Raw genomic sequence first — 20998 nt, forward strand, 5'->3', positions numbered from 1 at the left:
GAATTTTTATGCAAAAACACCCCATGATTGAGCAACTGATCGAAGCTCATCTACAATTTTTAAATGATGAATTTACTCAGTCAGAAACCATTAAAAATGAGTTTGTTGAATTTTATCATTGGTTCAGAAAACAAAAATTAAAACAAATTTGGACTGTTGAGCAGATTCATCAATTGATTGACCAGCAAATCTTAAAGACGCCTGCCAGTGATTTTTTAATTGAACAAATTGCAGAGCATATTCGCTTTGCCTTGGTTCATCCCGCAAATGACCAGACCAAAATCGCAGATGCAATTCCTGTGCTTACGGTCGATAAAATTGCTCAATATGTCGCCAGTAAAAGTGGGCATAGACAACGCTTAATTCATACCGTCGTGAACAACCCAGCTTTCTCTGCCATGATTACACAACTCATTCAGCACGCGATTCATGACTATTTAGATAACTCCGTCATGGTCAAGCATGTGCCAGGTGTTTCTCGTTTTATGAAAATGGGGAAATCTGTTTTAGAAAGTGTGACTGATTCAAACTTAGATCAAGCCATTCAACATTATTTACAGAAAAATATTCAGAAACTCAGTCAAATGAGTGAGCAAGTGTTAAATCAGCATTTTAATGACGATAAGCTTTATCATTTTCAAGCCAATTTATGGCATAAAATTAAAGACCTTCCGCTCAATGTGTTAAAAAATTATATTGAGATTGATGACTTACCTCAAACTGTTGGTTTAGGTCATGAAATTTGGGATCATTTGCGCCAAACGGAATACTTAGAACAGCAAGTGAAAGATGGTATCTCTGCATGGTATGCACGCAATCAAGACCGAAGTTTTGATTTATTATTCAGAGACTTAAATATTGATGAAGCATTAATCCAAAATCAGTTACAGCATCTGTTAGAACCGATTATTCAGAATATGCTGCAAACAGATTACCTAGCTCAACGTGCGCGTCATTATTTAGAAAAGTTCTATTATTCCGACAGTACCTTAGCAATCTTGAAAAAAGGCGCTGAATAGCGCCTTTGGGTTCTGCCTTTAAATCAACTTAAAACTGATATTTCAGACTTGCATAATAAGCACGACCTGGTTCGTTGTAGGTTTGATTCACTGAGTTATCACGTAATAACTTTTCATCAAACAAATTGCTAACACCAAGACGCCCACTGATTTGATCCGTGAATTTATAACCTGCATTGATGCCTGCTATACCATAACTTTTCACAGCCGTAACATTCATATCACCATTTTCAGTATTCGATTCTGCGTATTGACGTGGTTTTTGACGCCCATACTGGGTATATACAAAGTTCACATCCATGGCATCGGAGACGTTGTAGTTAAAGATGGAGTTAATCGTATAATTCGGCACAATCGACAGCGGGTTACCGGTCTTTTTATTCTCCGAATCCATCATATATGTCACATTATTGGTCCAACTTGCGTTATCAAAGGTTAAAGTTACACTTCCCTCCACCCCTTGAATCAATGCTTCGGGTACATTTTCCCACTGTAAAATGTTATGCCCCGCAGTTGAAGTGGCTAAAACCGTTTCACCTGCTGTAATTTTATTTTCATAATCGTTTCTAAACCAAGTCAAACTGGCATTGACCATATCTTTTTCGAATTGAACACCTAATTCTTTATTGATAGATGTTTCAGGCTTTAGATCCGCATTACCAATTAAATAACATTGAGAAATTTGCGTAGCTTTAATCGGACAACCATTTCCGCGTGTATATAATAAGTATCCTTCTGAAGTTTGATACATATTTGGTGCTTTATACGCCTTTGCAATGCCGCCTTTCAGGGTAAAGTAATCGCCCAATTTTTGGGTAATGTTTAAGCTTGGACTCCAATTCGAACCTGATTTATTGTGGTCGTCGAAACGAATTCCAAGGACTAAATCAGTACTATCTGTCACCTTAAAGTTATCTTCAATATAGGCAGAAGCAATTCGAGACTCCATGCTCTCACGATCGGCAGCTAAGCTAATGAGCCCAGAAGCATCGGTTTGTACTGTGCTCGATGGATCGGTGAAATCATCTTCTACCCATTCAGCGCCCAAGGTTAAAACTTGAGGAACAACAATCTCTAAAGGGATATTCGTTTCTGCATTAAAACGTAACGTTTCTAAAGTTGAAGTCTTTTTATTAAATGAATTTGGACTTCCTTCTGGACCACCAGCAAGGGATTCTGGAATACGTTTATTCTTGGTTTTATCGTATTGTGCGATGAGTTTAGTATCACCCCAGTCCCATTTTCCTTCATGCGTTAAGGCATAACTATCACGATACATGGTATTGGTTTCTTGCCCTAATAAGCCTCGGACATAATCTGCATTGCTAAAGCTTCCACCTGTACCAGCGGCATCAAAGTTACTGTTTTGAATATCACCTGTATATTCATTGCCTTGTCGGCCTGTCGTAATATCCAATAAAAAGGTTTGCTGATCATTCACTTGCCAAGCCAGTCGTCCTGCAATATCTTGATTCTCTACACCTTCACGACCTGCCGCACGCGTTCCTGACTCAGTGAGAGGATTAATATCTGGTGCATCTGCATCTGTCTGGTTGTAATTACCATACAAGCGATAAGACAAGACATCTTTGACAATCGGACCACTTAAATTAAAGCCAACACGATTGGTTGCCCCTTCTTTAGAATCTTCAGGCTGATTGCTATACAGCTCAACCGAACCATGTACTTCATTGGTCACTTTCTTGGTTTTAATATTGACCACGCCACCCATGGCACCCGAACCATAACGTGCAGCAGCAGGACCACGTAACACTTCAATCGATTCAATTGCATCTGCGGGAACCCAGTTTGAATTCCCGCGCGTATCACGTTCACCACGCCAACCATAACGAACTGAGTTTCTAGAATTAACGGGCTTACCATCAATCAAAATTAAGGTGTTTTCGGGTCCCATACCACGAATATCAATTTGGCGGTTGTTACCACGTTGTCCTGTTGCGCTGTTACCCGTCAAATTCACACCAGGCATACGACGAACATATTCAGAAATGTCATTCACTACAGGAAGCTTATCTAAATCTTCTTCAGTAATGATAGATGCCCCTAAGGATTGCTTTACTTGCTCTTCGGCAGTCAGAACAATTTTTTCGAGTTTGGTTGGATCTGTTTGTTGTGTCGTAATTTGCGCAGTTGAAGAAGTTTGCTGTTCTGTCTGTAAATCTTCAGCATTACTCATCACACTCATGACCGACAAAATTGAAAGTGCTAATGCTGATTGGACAATACGTCTGTTCATACAAATATCCCAAAGATGTGGAAGATAGAAAAAAACGTGAAATTTCGGTTTCAGAGTGTAACAAACATAAATATAAATGCAATTACTATTAATAATAATTATCATTAACATGTATTGATTGTTTATATTATTCATCGTTTTATATTGAACAGACGTAAAAAAACCTCCATAGAATGGAGGTTTTTTATTTATTTCATGCAAATATTTACTTGAAATATGCACCTTCTGCCTGAGTATGATCCGTCTGGTCAATCACACGCTGTAACTCTGGTACATGTTGTTTCAGCGTCGTTTCAACCCCTTGTTTCAAGGTCACATCAATCGCTGAACAACCTTGGCAACCACCACCAAATTTAAGTACAGCAGTTAAACCATGTTCTTCATCTTCAACCACTTCAACCAACGCACAGTTACCACCATGACCTGCCAAACCTGGATTGATTTCAGATTGTAAAATATAAGTAATACGCTCTTCGACAGAAGCATCAGGGCCAACGCGTGGCACTTTTGAGTTGGGTGCGCGGAAAGTCAACTGACCACCAAAACGGTCTTTGTTGTAGTCAATCACTGCATCTAATAAATATGGAATAGATGGCGCATCAACATAGGCAGGGAAATCTGGATAGTCTTGCTTATAATCTGTTGGCACAACTTCTTCAGGTGCGCTATATGCCATACAACATTCAGCACGAGGCGTTCCAGGATTTTCCACAAAAACGCGTACACCAATACCCGGAGTATTTTGTTTCGCCAATAAATCACGTAAATACTCTTGTGCAGTTGGTGTAATCAATAAGTTTGGAATTTCTTCTGCAACTGCAGTGCTGGTGTTCTCAGTCGACATAACAATATTTCCTCTAGCTGAAGTTGCCATTTTAACTGAAGATGCGGCTAAATTAAAAAAAATCAACTAAAATTGTCGGATTTATTCTAAAAGTCCTGTGCAATTAAACAATTAATGGCATTATTGAGCTTGAGTCATTAAAAATTGAACCTTTTCTATATGCTAAATCTGCCTTTCAACCATACTGTAGCGCTGATTATCATTACTGTGGTGGTTTCACTTCTGGCGTTTTCCAATCAGAAATTGATGAGTCGATTGATCTTTTGGCCACCAGCAATGCAAAAAGGACAATATGACCGTTTTATCACGCACGGTTTTATTCATGTCGATGGCGCTCATCTATTGTTCAATATGATCACCCTGTTTTTCTTTGGGAGTATTATTGAAAGCTTTTATCGTCAGTACTTTTATGACCTTGGCTTTGCCCTGTTTTATTTGGGTGGATTAATTTTTGCCATTTTACCAAGTTACTTAAAGCACAAAAACGACTTTCAATGGGCCAGCCTTGGTGCTTCTGGTGCAGTTTCCGCAGTTCTTTTTGCGTACATCCTATTTGAACCATGGAAGCTGATTTTTGTATTCTTTATTCCTGTTCCTGCCATTATTTTTGCGGTGCTCTACATTGCCTACAGCATTTGGTCAGGCAAACGAGGTAACTCTCATATTAACCATAGTGCGCACTTATGGGGCGCAGCATATGGCGTCGTTGTGACCATTTTACTTGAGCCACGTTTAATTCCGCACTTCTTCAATAAACTGACTCAATTGCCATTTTAAATATTTTTAATCAAGGCTTTATATCATTGATGAATGGATCGAGACATTAACCGTCTCTGTCCATTTTCTTTTCACTTTTAAACATAAAATTTTATTTGATTACATCTTTTACATAAAATAAATCGTAACAATAAAGTGATTTCTCTAAAATTAAGCTTAAAACAATAGAATATGGAGAATAAATATATGTATAAATTTCTCATGATTATCGCCACCTGTCTCAGTTTAAATGCCCTAACGGCTTGTGCAGTACATACACGCGAAGGCAGTATTGTGGTTGATCCAAATGGCAACTTAGGACACTACGAACATGGCGGTGATTTCTGCCCACCGGGTCAAGCCAAGAAAGGGCGTTGTTAGTCATCGCTTAAATTGAATTTTTCTCTAACTCTCGGTCTATTGCCCTGACTGAGAGTACCAGACGATTTCAACTTAGTTCCCTCAAAATGTGTAAGCGTCCTTGCGCTGTTCCAAGCTCTCAACAACTGAGTTTAAAACTTTAGACGCTTGGGACATAAATTGGTAGTTAATGCCACCCCAAACTTTAATTTGGCATAGATAATGAATACATCTGTATATTAATACTGTAATCAGACGAGATTTTTTGCATGTCCAGCACTTTAGAGGGTCTACAGTTCCCTGTTCAACCCGATACTCAAAAACCAAGTACAACTCGCACAGGCAAGGAAATTATTGCTGAGGCATTATCGATTGTAGACAATCAATCTGCCCAGCAAGTGCTCAAAGAAAAGAAATGGCGTAAAAACTATCCTAAATACTTTAAAGCCTTGGTCGAACATGGCATTCGCAATTGTAGTAATCCCATTACTATTGCCAAACAAGGTCTGCATAAAGCAGAACATAGTTTTGAGTTTTACCGTAATGGTCAACGTTATTTATTAAAAGACATGATGGATGTGCCCTTAGCTCAGTTGCATACTGTTCAGTTAAAAGGCGAAAGTTTAGCTGAGCCTGAATGGTACATTCCTTATCACGGGCAAAACCTGAAAGGTGAAGCTTTACTTGCTCAAGTTCAAAAATGGGAAGATGACGGCATTATTGAACCTTCTCATGCAGATGCCTTACGTTTAGCCAATGCACATCCTGAATGGTTCGATCTTTCTGACCGCACCATGGTGCTGTTTGGTGCAGGTTCTGAAGCAGGTCCACTCACATGGCTGTCCAAATGGAAAGCCAATATTGTGGCAGTGGATTTACCCAATACCAAAGTTTGGCAAAAAATTCTCAATACCATTCAAAATGGTAACGCGACCTTGTATGCGCCAAGTCAGACTTCTCTTCCTGATCAAACGCCAACTCGCGAACTCAGTGCCAAGCTTGGGGCAAATTTACTCACCCAAACTCCTGAAATTGCCCAATGGCTATTACAAAGCCAACATCAACTAGATTTAGCAGCAATTGCTTATCTCGATGGCGAGAAGCATGTCCGTGTTGCGATGGCAATGGACAGCATTATGAAAGTCGTTAGTGAACAAAAAGTCGATACCAGCTTAATGTTTATGTGTACGCCAACCGATGTCTATGCAGTACCTAAAGAGGTGGTTGAATCTTCAGCAGATAAATTCCGTTATCGCTCTCAAATGCAGAAGTTGCTGACTAAGGGCGTGGCAACAGCATCGTTAAAGCATTTTTTCCAGAAAAACCTGCACGACCTGATTAAATCTGATAATGGTCAAGCTTATGGCATTGCAGACTGCCTAGTGATTGAGCAAGGCCCAAACTACGCGTTGGCGAAACGAATTCAGCAATGGCGTGCAACTTTAGCCCGTCATGAAGGGCAACGCGTGAGTATTAATATTGCCCCATCAACCACCACACACTCGGTAACGAAAAATCCGCTGCTAAAAGCTGCATTTAATGGTGCCAGTTTATTTGATGTCGAAGCGTTTAAACCTGAAACGACCAATGCCATTATGGCAGCACTGTGGATTCATGATTTACGTAACCCTGAATCAGTCGCAAATCCTGAAACAGTGATGGATCATCCATTAGAGTTAATGATGCAGGGGGCCAATCATGGTGGATTATGGCGTGTAGCTTATTTGGCACGAACAGCACTACCGTTTGCTGCAATTTATGGCTTTGCTACAGATAAACTTCCGCTTAAAAAAGCGTTGGCGAAGTTAAAAAGCTAAATATTAAAATATCTAAGTCAATCAAGCCTAATCGCTTGAAATAGCAAAGGGCGCCATCAAGCTGGCGCCCTTTGCTTTTATCTCAGCCCCAAATAAACTTAAACGGTTAAATTCTTTTTTAACTCGTCTTCAACAATCGTCAATTCAATTTCACTGAACTTACGAATTTCACCCTCAGCATGTTTTTCTAACAATCCACCGATTAAAGGGACTTTTACTTTGACAGTCCATTCCAATTGAAATTCAATATGCTGATCTGAACCTTTAACCGAACGGTTGCAACTGGCATGTAAAGGTAAATTCGCACCTAAATCGACAGTAGATGTCATCGCTTCAAGATTACTAACATCTGTACGGTGTAAGCGGAATGCATCTTTTAATAGTTTTTTGGCAATGTCTGGAATGTTTACATCTAAATTATAAGCACGTTTAAGGGTGTAGATGTCCCCTACTTTTTTTGATTCTAAAATTTCTAAATGTTCACCTGGAATTCGACGGCAAACTTGTTCATGTAGACTGGTATCGGCTGTTAAACGTTTAAATTCTTCTAGAGATACACCCTGTATGGTTGCATTGACAATAAACTGATGTGCCATGATGGTTCCTTATTTTTTGTTTTGTCCTGTTGGAAAAGTGCAAGTATTTTATTACAAAACAACGTTCACTATACGTTGATATTATGGCTCATTAAACTCAATTCTGCTTAGGCTGTCATTGACCTATTTTTTGTTTTACGTATTGGAAATGCCAAAAGTAACACTAATTTCTGATAAGCAATTGATCTTTAAATAATGTTGTTGAAATTCAATGATGGCATAGAATTCTGTTGCACCATCATCTAAACCTGTTGCAGCCCAAGTCGTACCTTTAGGAAATAGGTCAAGCCAAGTGGCTTGATAAAAGTCTGAAACAGAATCAAATTGTAAATATTGTTCTGGATTTTGAATAATCTTATGAGCAAGTTCATCAAACTGCTGTAACTTGGCTTGATTAAAATGGATCAACATCCGCTTGCCCCCAACATTACTATGCAGCTTCCGTGCCTGCCAATTGTTGTTTCTTTTGAACTTGAATCCATTGCCACCAACCAAAAGCCGCTAAGCCAACAAAGGCTGCATATAAACCTGCGGTCAAAAACAGGTCTTTATAAATAAACATCCCAACATACACAATATCAACAAATACCCAAAGTACCCATGTCGCAATATGTTTGCGGCTGGTCCAATAGGTTGCCAATAAGCTAAATGCTGCCAATTGTGCATCTAACATCGGTACCGCTGCATCTGTCCAGAATTTCAGACTTAAGCCAAAGGCGAGTCCAGCCAGCGCAGCCAGCAACATTTGCCAAATTACCGTACCAGTTTTAATCGGCTCGATACGGATATCATGGTCTTGCTGTTTACCTTTTAGCCAATGATAAAACCCGTAGAAATTCACCACCATAAAGAAAAACTGTAAAATTGTTTCTCCATATAATTTAAAAGTATAAAACAGATAAGCATATAAAACGAAAGCGAGAAAGTTAAACCACCAACACCACATGTTGCGTTTAATGGTTAACGCCACGCCAATCACGCTGATGATGACAGCAAAAATTTCCAGTCCAGACATCAATGATTCACTTTAAAAACCGATGGCACATTATGAGAAATTTTTGATAGAACGCAAGTTGCAATAAAAAGAGGCAGACAAGGCGATTTTTAAACTTTTGACACGATTAAGAGACAAGATCTTTGGCTTGAAGATGCATCTTAAACTCAGACTTATGTTCCGCACCATTTCGGTCAACATGGCTACAAAACACGCCATACTTTCCAACATAATATTCGAGTGACTGGTCATAGAAATTCCAATAAATCGACCACTCATTTAAATCTAACTTGCGAATTTGGGTTAACGCTTTGGCGGGTAATTTTTTGAGCAGATTATGTTGGATTTCTTCTGCTGCGTGAATGTCACGAATATGTATATTTTGTTCAAAAAACTGTTGCACAGCATCATCAAACAGCACTTGATCATAATATTCAATTTCGATTACTTTGCTTTCTCTTACTTTTGTTTGCGTTAGCTCAGTTTGAACATCTTTAGGTAGGATTTTAGAAAAATAGCGAGCACGATACTTTTCAGTCACTTTGATTTTGATAAAAATTTGCCACGCTGCTGTCAGGGCAAAGCCTAATAAACACAAAACAATAATTTTAAACATATTGTCCCCCTATTCAGGCATATTTTCAGCATTACAGTCACTTATATCATACGCTGTTTTATATTTTGGATGAGTCCAATTATCTTAAAAATCAGTTAAATGCATATACAGTTCGTTCAAATTTGTGATTTACTTCAAGTTTGAGGGCTACTTTTTATTAAAAGATCAACCCTAAAACACACCAAAAAAACAACAAATCTCTACTGTTCCAATGTCACAAATTCACATGAAATAAGCCTGTTTTCAGGAAATAAGAACAAACAATGATTAGGGCAGCAAAAATTCAGGATATTCCTGAGATTCTTAACGTATTGCAGGAAAGTATTCGTTCTTGTGTACAAGATCATCAACGTGTGGAAAGTAAAATTCAGGCTTGGCTAGAAAACAAAACGCATAGTCATTTATTGTTATGGATGCATTATAACGACAGTTGGATTTATAGCATCAATCAACGGACTGTCGGCTTTATTATGGTCAGTGACACTGGCAAAATCTTGCTGAATTATACGCTGCCAGAAATGCAGCATCAGGGTATAGGTTCTGCTTTACTCAACAGTGCCATTTCCCATTTAAAACTGAAAGGTTTGCAACAAATTACACTCGATAGTACCCAAACAGCAATGTCGTTTTACCAAAAGCATGGTTTCCAAATCCGTGCATATGCCACGCCAGAACAACACACGATCCCCATGATTAAATATATTTAGTCTTTTACATTTCCAGTCGATCTCGCCCTGCATTCTTGGCGAGATAAAGCTGCTGATCGGCTGCTTTCATTAGTTCATGAATATCATGATAAGGATGATTTCGATCCATATAGGCAGCGCCAATACTGACGGTAACGTATTGTTTAAGATCCCCTCGGTTCATATGTTCAAACTGATGTTCGCGAATAATATGAAGCAAATGCTGCAATGATTTTTCCACCACCACTACAGGCATATTTCGTAATATGACCGCAAACTCCTCACCGCCATAACGTGCCAAATAGGCATGTTCTGGTAAATTACTTTGAATCACTTGCACCAATTGTTGTAGGATTTCATCCCCTTTTAGATGTCCATAATAATCATTATAATTTTTAAAATAATCAACATCTAACATCGCAAATGCCAACACAGCATTATGCTGTTGGGCAGTTTCATTAAACTGACGCTGAATTTCGGCGTTCAAAGCACGGCGGTTAAAAGCCCCTGTCAGTGCATCTGTTTTCGCCTGTAATTCTAGCCTTTCATTTAGCTCACTTAACTGGACGGTTCGTTCTCTTACTTTTTGATCCAATGAGGAATTCAGTTCTAATAAATTATTATTCAACTTCTCAATTCGATCGGAGTGATATGCATAATTCTTAGATTGTTGCACCATAATCAAAAAGGCATAAAAACTGGTCGAAGCAAAGGATAAATTAACCGAATCAATCCAGTTTAAATTGAGTAAAAAGTCATGTAGAAAAGTGACACACAACAATACCACTGCCCATAAATTAATGGTGGAATATGGCTCATGTCTGCTTATGGTTTGATAGAACCCGTAAGCGAAGTTCAGCACCACAATGATTCCCAAAAGAAAACTATAAAATGCCAACTTTTCAAAAACATATGGCATAGATAAACAGGTAATTACTATGTCGAAACTCAATACAAATACAGCAATCGTAAAAACTGCGGGATGTAAATAACGCTGATTGAGTAAAAACATGTAATTGATAAAGAAGAACGCCGATAGATAGGTAAAAATATATTCGAGCCGTGTTCCCCATAACCAATCAATATTGGTGAACACCGTATACACATAAGGTGCAGAAAATAAATTGTGTAAGGCTAAAAAAATAATAAAGCTACCAAATACCAAAAAGCCTTGGCTTTGGCCATTCCTGACCCCACGAAAAAAGGCAAACAATATTGTAAATACACCAACACCAATCACTGCACCGCATACGCCCGCAATGCTCATCATTAATTGTTGAAACTGATAGTTTACTGTTTTACTGACACCAATTCGCATTGGATTTTCTAAACCACCATGTAAACTTTGAAAACTTGATACCTGCATGGTGACTGTAAAGTATTCATTCTCAGCAATAAAATAGGCAAACAGTGGGGTATTCTCGGTTTTATGAGTTTGAATTGTTTTGCCAACCTCACCTAGTCTTAATAGAAAGTCACCATTTAAATACATTCGATAGGCACCGTATTGATTTGGAATCCAAATAGCAATACGGCGTCCAATAAATTCTTTCGGTATCTTAAAGTGACCGATAAAAGTTCCATAAGTATTTTGCGGATAACCCATTTCTTTAAAGGAAATCGGTAAAATCACGGTTCTGGAAGGTCTGGTCGGTGTTGCGGTTTGCAATAATTGTTCTGGATAATACTGCCATTGTCCTGACAAATACGTGGTCGTATTTTCTTCAAATGAGACTGAATTAATATTCTTTTGATACGCGTAATAAGACTCGGCAACTGGTTCATACAGTGCCCAACTGGATTGCTGTAAGAGCAACATGAAACATGTCAGCGCATAAAGGATAAAATGCAATATCGCATATGGCTTAAATATTGTTATCTTCAAGTCGCGTTTATTCCTTATTCGCGAATTTGATTTTTAATATAAAATAGAATGTACTAAAAACCGTTTATTTTCAGTAGCAATTTTAACCATAGCACGCTTTTTCCCAAACATGCTATGGTTTATTTTTCAAATATTATTAGTCACGTGTTTTCACGTCATATAATTCAATTTCAAAAATTAAATTCGAGTTGGCTGGAATAATATTACCCATTTTTCGCTCACCATAGGCTAAATGCGCAGGTACAATCAGTTTACGTTTACCCCCCACTTTCATGCCCATAATGCCTTGATCCCAACCTTTAATCACACGGCCCGTACCAATCACACATTCAAAATAGTTGCCACGGTCAAGCGAAGAGTCAAACTTCGTTCCGTCTTCTAACCAACCTGTATAATGCGTGGTAATTAAAGCGCCTTTTACCGCCTCTTTACCTTCGCCTACAACTAAATCAATAATTTCTAATTCATTTGACATCTTCATTACTCCTCACAATCACTTATTTTTACTGTAACTGAATCCACTCAATTTGAGCTTGAGCATGATCCCCAATGAGCGTCCACTCACCATCCATCACATTGAGCTGTAATTGCATGGTACGTTCACACAATTGCTGAATGGCTTCGGTAGTCGCTGGCGATAATTGCCAAACTTCAACATTACTGAGGGTTTTTAATTTGCTATTGCGCTTGTACCATTCGTCCACGGCTGTACCATAAGTAACCACGGCAACTGACTTACAACGTGCACTGGCTTTCTTGACTTTATCTTCATCAGGGCAACCCACTTCAATCCATTGTACCAACTGCCCAGTCAGGTCTTTTGACCACAATGCAGGTTCATCAGTTTCAAATAGATCTTTGGTAAATTCCAACTGTTCGCTCGCGTAACGTGCAAATGCCAAAATTCGAACCATCAAGCGTTCAATGGTTTCTGATGGGTGCAATGCCATCGTGAATTGATAATCACCGTATTGGTGAATATCCATGTTGGCAATATTTAAATCTACCTTATAAATTGTTGCTTTTAGCGCCATGAAATGTTCCTCAATTTTGGCGCCTAGCATATAAGATTTAACACAATTTTGCTGAACAGTTTTAGTCCGTTTCACTATCTATACGGCAGGCAAGTAACTGAGTTTCGAATAACGCCCAATCTCGTTCAGTTTGTACAATCACTTCAATACGGTTATCGATATTTTCAGGTGCAGACTGATAATTAAACTGATTCGGATTAAAATTAAAACTTTTCCAACCTTGATTGGTATTAAAAATGCCCTTGATTCTGAGCCACTGCTGTTGCTCGCACAACAGGTCCAGTAAATTGTAGAAATCAAATTGCCAACGCTTGGAAAATTTCCAGCCCGTAACACTATAACCCTGTGCAGTTTCTACATAATGATAGGGTAACTGCTTAATTTCAGGTAATGCTGACTCATTATTGTACTGTTTCTGAATTTGAATTAATGGCTGGATTTTGCGTTGCACACCTTGATATGGCAAATCAATTTCTACCAGTTGGAGTTGCCCCAAAGTAGGTTTTAGCCATGTCTGGGCATAAGCCAAATATTCCTGCTGCAACTGTTGTAAAGCCTCTTCATCAGCGGCTTGCATGTGTTCCGTATGTGAAATCACCACGATTTGTGCGGCTTTCAACTGATCAGCATACAGGTTCTGTTTCACCCATTCCTGTTCATGCAAACGCGAACCATCCACCACCGTGACTAAAGCACGCATTTGAATTTGGTTTTGCCAATGTGGTTCAGTCAGTTGTTCTAACAGTTGAGCTGGATGCCCCAAACCTGTAGGTTCTATAAATAAACGATCTGGCTGAGTTTCAGACAATAACCGAGATAATGCAATTTGCATTGGCAATTGACTGCTACAACACAAACAACCGCCTAAAAGCTCTTTCACGGCATAGCCTTCGGCTTGGGGAAGCAGGTTTTGATCCACCCCTATTTGACCAAACTCATTCATCAAGACTGCCCATACTTCATCTTCAGGCTTTTGTGCCAATAAACTATTCAGTAATGTGGTTTTTCCTGCACCTAAAAATCCAGAAATAATATGGGTAGGCACGGATTTTTGTGGGGTTAACAGTTTCAAAATGAGATGCTCGCAAGCCAAACGAAAGGTGAAGATCAATGTAATAGTATAACAAAATCTTCACTTTCGTTACATGTAGAGCTTAACCACTCATTTACTGTCGAATTCATTTTTAAACTGATATTAAATACACACTTAAACAAACTGGCTCGGATCCAACATGTGTAAGGTAATCTTTTTCACCTCATCCTGACTTTGCAGAATATGGGTGGCTATTGCCGCGATTGCGTCTTCAGTATTTTGCTCAAAAATCAGGTTTAAAATATGTTGATGTTCCTGATAAGTGGCTTCAACACGGTACTGTTTAAAAAAATCTAAACGGCGAATAATCCGTATTTTTTCACTTAAGTCTAGGTGAATTCGCGCCATCTCATTATTGTCTGCTGCACGAACCAAAGCACAGTAAAAATCCTCATCTAGTTGTGAAAGCTATTTAATATCATTCAGATAATCTTGCGGTTCAAAGCCTACTCTGCTTGTGCATCGCCAAAGAATTGCAAGGTTTTTGGAATCGCAAAATTAAGAGCCGAAGATAATTTTGCAGGTGCCGTTTTAGGATGATGCCGTGAATAGCTATCACGGACATCAAACTGTTCCAACACTTGTGCCATAACCTCTGCATCCTCTACCGTTAAGGCAAATACAGAAATGCAGTCTATGCTTTTACAGGCTTGCATTAAACCATAATTAGAAAAGCGTCCTTTGGTTGATTTTAACCCGACAATATTGTTAAAAGCGGCAGTTACATGACCAGAACCTGCGGTATCTATCCCTAATAAAAATGGTACTAAACCACGTGCCACCACACTGGCAGAACCTGAACTTGAACCGCCACTGACATACTCAGAGCTAAAACTATTTGGGACTACACCAAATGGAGAGCGCGTACCAACCAAGCCTGTTGAAAATTGATCAAGGTTGGTTTTGCCCACCACTATCGCACCAGCCTGTTTTAGCAAACCTACAGTTTTCGCATCTTCAGTCACAATATCTTTTAAAAGCATACAACCTGCTGTTGATGAAAAACTGACAGCAATGGAATGCCATACAGGGGAAACTGTTCAAATAATGCTGTACTTGTTGCACTGTGTTTTTCTAATTCTTCAATTTGTTGTTGCAAAATTTGAGGAGTTGCAAGGGAAATCTAAGCGGTATCTTCTGTATCAAAAGCCTGTACCCAGTTGATTAAATCCGTCAATTGAATTTGTTGTGTTTTATAGGCATTTTGCCATTCTGCGATGGTCCAGCCGAAAGATTGAAGTATGCTCACTTTATGCATCTTATCTTGTATACAAGATAAGATGCATATAGCGAACCCTATGCTAATTTAAATTTATGATTAAAAATCAATATCTTGCTTATATATTAATGCTAATCCACATTTAAATGAGTACTTAGAAATAAAAGATGCATTTTTTAGTACAGCAAAACATAAGTTATGCCTCGTACAATGCTGACTGATCAACATGGGTTAAAGCTGAAATCCAATTATTGACTTATGATCAATAATATTTTGCAGATTCATCGATTTTTCAGCCCCAAAGACTCACTTATACTTTTGCCCAATTCGAAAAATTTGGTTGATTCATTCAATGAAAAACATTCTGATTGTCAACGGTGCAAAACAATTCGCGCATTCAAATGGCGAACTTAACGACACACTAGCCAATTTCGCAAACACCCATTTAAGTCAACAGGGACACAATGTCCGCATTACCAGAACAGATGCTGAATATGACATTCAGCAAGAAGTTGAAAACTATGTTTGGGCAGATGTGATTATTTATCAAATGCCAGGTTGGTGGATGGGTGCACCGTGGACCATGAAGAAATACATCGATGATGTTTTTACCATCGGTCATGGTACGTTGTATGCCAATGATGGACGTTCACGTAGTGATGCAACTAAGACATATGGATCAGGTGGGCTAATTCACGACAAAAAATATATGCTCTCTCTCACGTGGAATGCTCCGATTGAAGCATTTGAAGATCAAGAACAGTTCTTTGAAGGAGTCGGTGTCGATGGTGTCTATCTGCCCTTTCACAAAGCAAATCAATTTTTAGGTATGCAAGGCTTAGAAACTTTCATTGTCAATGATGTCATTAAAGCACCGAATGTACCTCAATATTTAGAAGCCTATCGCTCACACTTAGACACGATTTTTACGGTATAAAGGACATCGCCATGTTAACTGTCATTGCAGAAATTCAAATTCATGAAGGTACAGCACATTTTGAAACTGTCCTGAATGCGTTTAAGGATGTCACGCCTAAAGTGCTACAGGAAGCAGGTTGTTTTGGTTATGAGCTTTATATTGATCAAGACAGTAATGCCAGTTTCCAGTACAAACCTGCAAATTCGATTATTATGTTTGAAAAATGGCAATCTTTAGCTCATTTGGAGCAGCATTTAAACACGGCGCATATGCAGGACTTTCAACAGAAAGTGAAAAATGCCATTAAAGAAACAAAAATTCGGATTATGCACTTGGGTTTAAATAGCAATTAAATTCTTCGTAGCATGATGATTGTGTATGAAATTATCACAAGACAGTTAAAAACTGATAAAGTAGCCTGCGCTTAGCAGGCTTTTATATTTCTAACTCTAAAATAGGCACTCAATTTAAAACGGGTAACCAAACGGGTAACAATCTAAGCGCTAAGTTATAAAATTATGCAACTCAAGAGGTTACATCTGAAATGCTTCTCATGATCGACAATTATGACTCCTTTACTTACAACATCGTGCAATATTTTGGCGAGTTGAACCAAGAAGTGAACGTAGTCCGTAATGATGCCGTGACTTTGGAAGACATTGAACGATGGCAACCGAAGTATTTGGTCATTGGTCCGGGACCTTGCTCACCTACTGAAGCAGGCATTTCTATTCCAGCCATTCAACATTTTGCTGGAAAAATTCCATTGTTGGGTGTGTGCTTAGGTCATCAAAGTATCGGACAAGCTTTTGGCGGCAATATTATTCGCGCCAAAACCGTCATGCATGGGCGTTTATCGGACATGTATCACAGTGACAAGGGAATTTTTAGCAATCTACCTTCCCCATTTTCTGCAACCCGCTATCACTCTTTGGTGATTGATCAAGCGAGTTTGCCAGATTGCCTAGAAGTCACTTGCTGGACCCAAGAAGCTGATGGCTCAATGGAAGAAATTATGGGCGTAAAACATAAGACACTGCCTGTCGAAGGTGTGCAGTTCCATCCTGAATCAATCCTTAGCCAACACGGTCACCAAATCTTCAAAAACTTTTTAGAGATTTATGCATAAATGAATATTCAACAAGCTTTAAATCATATTACCAAAAATATCCATCTTACCCAGACTCAAATGGAAGAGGTCATGCGCACCATCATGAGTGGTGAAGCCACTGATGCACAGATTGGTGCATTAATGATGGGGCTACGCTTAAAGGGCGAAAGCATTGATGAAATTACGGCTGCTGCACGCGTGATGCGTGAGTTTGCCACAAAAATTGATGTGAGTGATGTACCCAACCTGATTGATATTGTCGGTACAGGTGGTGATGGACAAAACTTATTTAACGTTTCTACCGCTTCAGCCTTTGTCATCGCTGCGGCTGGTGCCACTATTGCCAAACATGGTAACCGCGGTGTATCAACCAAGTCTGGCTCATCCGACTTGTTAGAACAAGCAGGCATTAATCTTGATTTGAACATGCAACAAACTGAGCGTTGCATTCGTGAAGTTGGCGTTGGCTTCCTATTTGCACCCAACCATCATAAAGCCATGAAATATGCAGTGGGTCCACGTAAGGAACTCGGTATCCGTAGCATCTTCAACTTACTCGGCCCGCTTACGAATCCGGCTGGAGTAAAGCGTTTGGTGATTGGCGTATTCTCTAATGAATTGTGCCGCCCAATTGCAGAAGTGATGAAGCAACTTGGCGCTGAACACGTGATGGTGGTGCATTCTAAAGACGGACTAGATGAAATTAGCCTCGCATCATCGACTTATGTTGCGGAACTCAAAGATGGTGAAGTGACTGAATGGATCATTAATCCTGAAGATGTTGCGATTGAATCGCAAACCCTCACAGGCTTAATCATTGAAGATTCTGCTGAAAGTTTAGCCCTGATTAAAGATGCACTTGGCCGAAAAAAATCTGATCGTGGTGCCAAAGCCGCAGACATGATTGCCTTAAATGCTGGTGCAGGCATTTATGTTTCAGGTTTAGCCAAAACGTATAAACAAGGCGTAGCTTTAGCACATGACATTATTTATGGTGGGCAGGCTTTAGAAAAAATGAGTGTGCTATCTGAATTTACCAAAACACTCAAACAATACGAAGCTTAAGGAAGGATGCTCACATGGTCGATATCGTAAATACAATTTTAGGTAAAATTGTTGATCGTAAACATGAAGAACTGGCAGCACGCCTCAAGCAACGTAGCCTGCATGATGTAGAACAATGGGCACAAGAAGCAACACCCGTGCGTGGTTTTGCTCAAGCTCTGATTCACAAACGCCCTGGTGTGATTGCTGAAATCAAAAAAGCCTCTCCTTCAAAAGGGATTATTCGTGAAAACTTTAATCCTGCGGAAATTGCAGCACAATATGAACAAGCGGGTGCGGCTTGCCTGTCAGTTTTAACTGATGTCGATTTTTTCCAAGGTGCAGATGAAAATATTCAAATCGCGCGTACACACTGTGCTTTGCCTGCACTGCGTAAGGACTTCCTAGTCGACCCGTACAATGTCATCGAGGCGCGTGCCCTGCATGCTGACTGTATTTTACTGATTGTGGCTTGCTTGTCGGACCAACAATTAGAAGAAATGTCAAAAACAGCGTTTGAGCATCATTTGGATGTTTTGGTTGAAGTGCATGATGAGGAAGAACTTGAACGTGCATTACAACTTTCTGAGCGCTGCTTGTTAGGGGTAAATAACCGTAACCTTAAAACTTTTGATGTGGATTTAAATACATCAATTCGTTTGAAGAAATTACTCGATCCTTCTCGCTTGCTCATTACTGAAAGCGGTATTGCAACCCCAGAAGATGTGAAGATGATGCAAGAGCATGATATTCACAGCTTCTTGGTGGGCGAAAGCTTCATGAAGCAACCACGTCCAGACCATGCTTTTAGCGCATTATTTGGTCAGCCTGTCGAAATTTAAGCTGAATGCCATCAGAGTCAACTTTGTACTCTGATGGCTACTTCATCAGCATTCAATTCAAGCCCACCCTTCCATAAGATCAATTAAAATAAAAGTTTCTAAACTAGGCAATCACGACTTAGTCGGCTCTTCAGGTACTTGAACAATCAATATCAAACATTTTCTGACTAAGGGAATGAAGATTAAAATACACAGATAAAGCTGCTAATCCACATTTTCTGTTCATATTCCATGCAACAGCCTTTGAATGTAATTGAGTTCAATTTACAGCAATTTCAGATTATAATTGCCACTTAAACCTTATCTTGCAGTTATGTCTGAAAATTATGAGCAAACATGATTCATCGCTTTCTAAAGATCAGTACAACTTACTGAAAGCCTTTAAAAAGCAAATCAATCATCCCCATTCAACAGCGATTGAGCAGCAGGCTGAAACTCAAAAGCAAGCGGTGGTGGCTGAACCCGATGATGCAGAATTATTTCTAAAATCCATGCAAGGCGTACACAAAATGGATGTCGGCAATATCGCTCAAATTGCCAAAAGTCCGAAAAAGAAATTAGACGCTCAGGTTTTAGCAAAACGAGCAGCGGCTGTTGGTCCAACTGAATCTGAAATGGCTGAACTTTCCGACACACAAGCCATGCTCAACCCAGTTGCCAGTCAAGCGAATTTGAGTTATCGCATTGCGACATTGCAACATAAGGTTTTTGAAGATTTAAAAGCAGGTAAAATACGTTGGTTTGAAGCGGTAGATTTACATGGCTGCACCGTAGAGCAAGCCCGTGCTGCCGTACTTCAAATTATTCAAATGGCAAAAGATGAAAATCAAAATGTCATTAAAATTGTACACGGCAAAGGACCTGAAGCGGTTTTAAAAACCTATGTGAATGGCTGGTTACGTCAGCATCGTGACGTACTGGCATTTGTCAGTGCACCGGATAATCAGGGTGGTACGGGTGCTGTTTTAGTTTTACTAAAACGTTCAGAAAAAAATCCGAAACACAAACAGTAATCGGATTTTGATATTAAACACGGTATTTTTTCGGTTTTCTGGTACAATGCCGTCCTTGTTCAATATAAGAGTAAGTGAAAACGTCTTATGTCTATGCAGCAATCCTACGCAAACATTTTAACTGCCGTTGGTGAAGACCTGAATCGTCCAGGTTTACTTGATACACCAGTGCGTGCTGCTAAAGCGTTTTCGTATTTAACGTCTGGTTATAGTAAGACGCTAGAAGAAGTGACCAATAAAGCGGTGTTCCCATCGGACAACCGTGAAATGGTCTTGGTGAAAAATATTGAATTTTATTCGCTTTGCGAACACCATCTCCTCCCGTTCTATGGTCGTGTGCATATCGCTTATTTACCTGAAGGTCATGTGCTTGGCTTATCTAAATTTGCTCGCATTACTGAAATGTTCGCACGTCGTTTACAAATTCAAGAAAACTTGACTCAACAAATTGCCGAAGCTGTTGCTGAAGTAACGCAAGCGCGTGGTGTTGCCGTAGTCATTGATTCTGCACATATGTGCATGATGATGCGCGGTGTGGGCAAACAAGAATCGACGACTCGTACCGTTTCATTTATTGGTGAATTTAAAACAGATAAAGAATCACGTCGTGAATTCCTTAGTGCAGTGCCTGAAAGTTACTGATTCATCTCAAATGAATTAAAAAATAAACCCCGAAACATTCGGGGTTTATTTTTATCTTATTGCGAACGCTAATTAACGCGCTTCGACAACTGCTCTGCGGTTTCAACACGTTCCGAATAACGATCCGTTAGATAGGTTGACTGTCCACGGGTCAATACAATCTACTTGTACACTTCTTCCCATCACGCCCACAATACGATTGTAATAGGATGATGGCTTCATTGCGCCATCTTCTTCAAGGTCAAGTTTAG

The 20998-nt window shown here is 39.4% G+C and carries 22 protein-coding genes and 3 pseudogenes; 12 read left to right on the forward strand and 13 right to left on the reverse strand.

The window, feature by feature from the left end; all coding sequences use genetic code 11:
* The first annotated feature begins 8 nt into the window (after positions 1-8).
* Positions 9-1019, forward strand: coding sequence for a hypothetical protein (locus DCO44_RS10760; RefSeq protein WP_116761776.1), 1011 nt, complete (start codon positions 9-11; stop codon positions 1017-1019).
* Between the two features lie 28 nt (positions 1020-1047).
* On the opposite strand, the gene DCO44_RS10765 is transcribed toward DCO44_RS10760, so the two are convergent.
* Both DCO44_RS10765 and nfuA read right to left on the reverse strand, forming a co-directional pair.
* Positions 1048-3276, reverse strand: coding sequence for a TonB-dependent siderophore receptor (locus DCO44_RS10765; RefSeq protein WP_116761778.1), 2229 nt, complete (start codon positions 3274-3276; stop codon positions 1048-1050).
* Positions 3277-3481: 205 nt separating this feature from the next.
* Complete coding sequence (gene nfuA / locus DCO44_RS10770; protein ID WP_116761780.1) at positions 3482-4120, reverse strand: Fe-S biogenesis protein NfuA; 639 nt, start codon at positions 4118-4120, stop codon at positions 3482-3484.
* 159 nt (positions 4121-4279) lie between these two features.
* Between nfuA and DCO44_RS10775 the strand changes: the two genes are divergently transcribed.
* The 3 genes from DCO44_RS10775 (at position 4280) to DCO44_RS10780 (ending at position 7053) form a co-directional block, all read left to right on the forward strand.
* A complete protein-coding gene (locus DCO44_RS10775; protein WP_116761782.1) occupies positions 4280-4897 on the forward strand; it encodes a rhomboid family intramembrane serine protease in 618 nt (205 codons plus the stop codon).
* A gap of 186 nt (positions 4898-5083) precedes the next feature.
* Positions 5084-5257: a hypothetical protein gene (locus tag DCO44_RS16635; RefSeq protein ID WP_165815710.1), complete on the forward strand. Its 174-nt coding sequence runs from the start codon at positions 5084-5086 to the stop codon at positions 5255-5257.
* A 248-nt stretch (positions 5258-5505) separates the two neighbouring features.
* The gene (locus DCO44_RS10780; RefSeq protein ID WP_116761784.1) at positions 5506-7053 is read left to right on the forward strand and encodes a hypothetical protein; all 1548 of its coding nucleotides are present in this window, start codon (positions 5506-5508) and stop codon (positions 7051-7053) included.
* A 98-nt stretch (positions 7054-7151) separates the two neighbouring features.
* Here DCO44_RS10780 and DCO44_RS10785 read toward each other — a convergent pair whose 3' ends face one another.
* The 4 genes from DCO44_RS10785 to DCO44_RS10800 form a co-directional block, all read right to left on the reverse strand.
* On the reverse strand, positions 7152-7649 hold the full coding sequence (locus DCO44_RS10785; protein ID WP_116761786.1) for a DUF2505 family protein: 498 nt from the start codon (positions 7647-7649) through the stop codon (positions 7152-7154).
* Between the two features lie 135 nt (positions 7650-7784).
* Positions 7785-8060, reverse strand: a complete 276-nt coding sequence (locus DCO44_RS10790; RefSeq protein ID WP_116761788.1) for a hypothetical protein — start codon at positions 8058-8060, stop codon at positions 7785-7787.
* A gap of 19 nt (positions 8061-8079) precedes the next feature.
* Positions 8080-8664 carry a nicotinamide riboside transporter PnuC gene (gene pnuC / locus DCO44_RS10795; RefSeq protein ID WP_116761790.1) on the reverse strand — a complete coding sequence of 195 codons (585 nt, stop codon included), beginning with the start codon at positions 8662-8664 and terminating at the stop codon, positions 8080-8082.
* A 106-nt stretch (positions 8665-8770) separates the two neighbouring features.
* Positions 8771-9259 carry a hypothetical protein gene (locus DCO44_RS10800; RefSeq protein WP_116761792.1) on the reverse strand — a complete coding sequence of 163 codons (489 nt, stop codon included), beginning with the start codon at positions 9257-9259 and terminating at the stop codon, positions 8771-8773.
* A gap of 263 nt (positions 9260-9522) precedes the next feature.
* Between DCO44_RS10800 and DCO44_RS10805 the strand changes: the two genes are divergently transcribed.
* Complete coding sequence (locus DCO44_RS10805; RefSeq protein ID WP_116761794.1) at positions 9523-9966, forward strand: GNAT family N-acetyltransferase; 444 nt, start codon at positions 9523-9525, stop codon at positions 9964-9966.
* Positions 9967-9970: 4 nt separating this feature from the next.
* Here DCO44_RS10805 and DCO44_RS10810 read toward each other — a convergent pair whose 3' ends face one another.
* The 6 genes and pseudogenes from DCO44_RS10810 to DCO44_RS10835 all read right to left on the reverse strand — a co-directional run.
* The gene (locus DCO44_RS10810) at positions 9971-11764 is read right to left on the reverse strand and encodes a GGDEF domain-containing protein (protein WP_116761796.1); all 1794 of its coding nucleotides are present in this window, start codon (positions 11762-11764) and stop codon (positions 9971-9973) included.
* A gap of 202 nt (positions 11765-11966) precedes the next feature.
* Positions 11967-12305 (reverse strand): FKBP-type peptidyl-prolyl cis-trans isomerase, encoded by a 339-nt coding sequence (locus tag DCO44_RS10815; RefSeq protein ID WP_016166921.1) that lies wholly within the window; start codon positions 12303-12305, stop codon positions 11967-11969.
* 28 nt (positions 12306-12333) lie between these two features.
* Positions 12334-12864, reverse strand: coding sequence for a YaeQ family protein (locus DCO44_RS10820; protein WP_116761861.1), 531 nt, complete (start codon positions 12862-12864; stop codon positions 12334-12336).
* Between the two features lie 61 nt (positions 12865-12925).
* The gene (locus DCO44_RS10825; protein ID WP_116761863.1) at positions 12926-13936 is read right to left on the reverse strand and encodes a CobW family GTP-binding protein; all 1011 of its coding nucleotides are present in this window, start codon (positions 13934-13936) and stop codon (positions 12926-12928) included.
* 135 nt (positions 13937-14071) lie between these two features.
* Positions 14072-14398 (reverse strand): annotated as a pseudogene (locus DCO44_RS10830) (FCD domain-containing protein); the annotation flags it as partial.
* An 8-nt stretch (positions 14399-14406) separates the two neighbouring features.
* Positions 14407-15215, reverse strand: a pseudogene (locus DCO44_RS10835) (amidase family protein); the annotation flags it as partial.
* Positions 15216-15528: 313 nt separating this feature from the next.
* On the opposite strand from DCO44_RS10835, the gene DCO44_RS10840 reads away from it, so the two are divergent.
* The 7 genes from DCO44_RS10840 (at position 15529) to folE (ending at position 20747) form a co-directional block, all read left to right on the forward strand.
* Complete coding sequence (locus DCO44_RS10840) at positions 15529-16113, forward strand: NAD(P)H-dependent oxidoreductase (RefSeq protein ID WP_116761798.1); 585 nt, start codon at positions 15529-15531, stop codon at positions 16111-16113.
* An 11-nt stretch (positions 16114-16124) separates the two neighbouring features.
* Positions 16125-16448, forward strand: coding sequence for a putative quinol monooxygenase (locus tag DCO44_RS10845; protein WP_116761800.1), 324 nt, complete (start codon positions 16125-16127; stop codon positions 16446-16448).
* Positions 16449-16639: 191 nt separating this feature from the next.
* Positions 16640-17224, forward strand: a complete 585-nt coding sequence (locus DCO44_RS10850; RefSeq protein ID WP_116761802.1) for an anthranilate synthase component II — start codon at positions 16640-16642, stop codon at positions 17222-17224.
* Positions 17225-18271, forward strand: coding sequence for an anthranilate phosphoribosyltransferase (trpD, locus tag DCO44_RS10855; protein WP_116761804.1), 1047 nt, complete (start codon positions 17225-17227; stop codon positions 18269-18271).
* 14 nt (positions 18272-18285) lie between these two features.
* Entirely contained in the window at positions 18286-19092 is an 807-nt protein-coding gene (gene trpC, locus DCO44_RS10860) for an indole-3-glycerol phosphate synthase TrpC (RefSeq protein WP_116761806.1), read from the forward strand.
* A 326-nt stretch (positions 19093-19418) separates the two neighbouring features.
* Positions 19419-20105 (forward strand): Smr/MutS family protein, encoded by a 687-nt coding sequence (locus DCO44_RS10865; protein ID WP_116761808.1) that lies wholly within the window; start codon positions 19419-19421, stop codon positions 20103-20105.
* A 93-nt stretch (positions 20106-20198) separates the two neighbouring features.
* Positions 20199-20747, forward strand: a complete 549-nt coding sequence (gene folE, locus DCO44_RS10870) for a GTP cyclohydrolase I FolE (RefSeq protein ID WP_171304967.1) — start codon at positions 20199-20201, stop codon at positions 20745-20747.
* A 68-nt stretch (positions 20748-20815) separates the two neighbouring features.
* On the opposite strand, the pseudogene DCO44_RS10875 reads toward folE, so the two are convergent.
* Positions 20816-20993, reverse strand: a pseudogene (locus DCO44_RS10875) (arsenical resistance protein ArsH); the annotation flags it as partial.
* Positions 20994-20998: the final 5 nt, after the last annotated feature.

It is taken from the genome of Acinetobacter sp. AM (genome assembly GCF_003105055.1).
In the GTDB taxonomy this organism is placed as follows: domain Bacteria; phylum Pseudomonadota; class Gammaproteobacteria; order Pseudomonadales; family Moraxellaceae; genus Acinetobacter; species Acinetobacter tibetensis.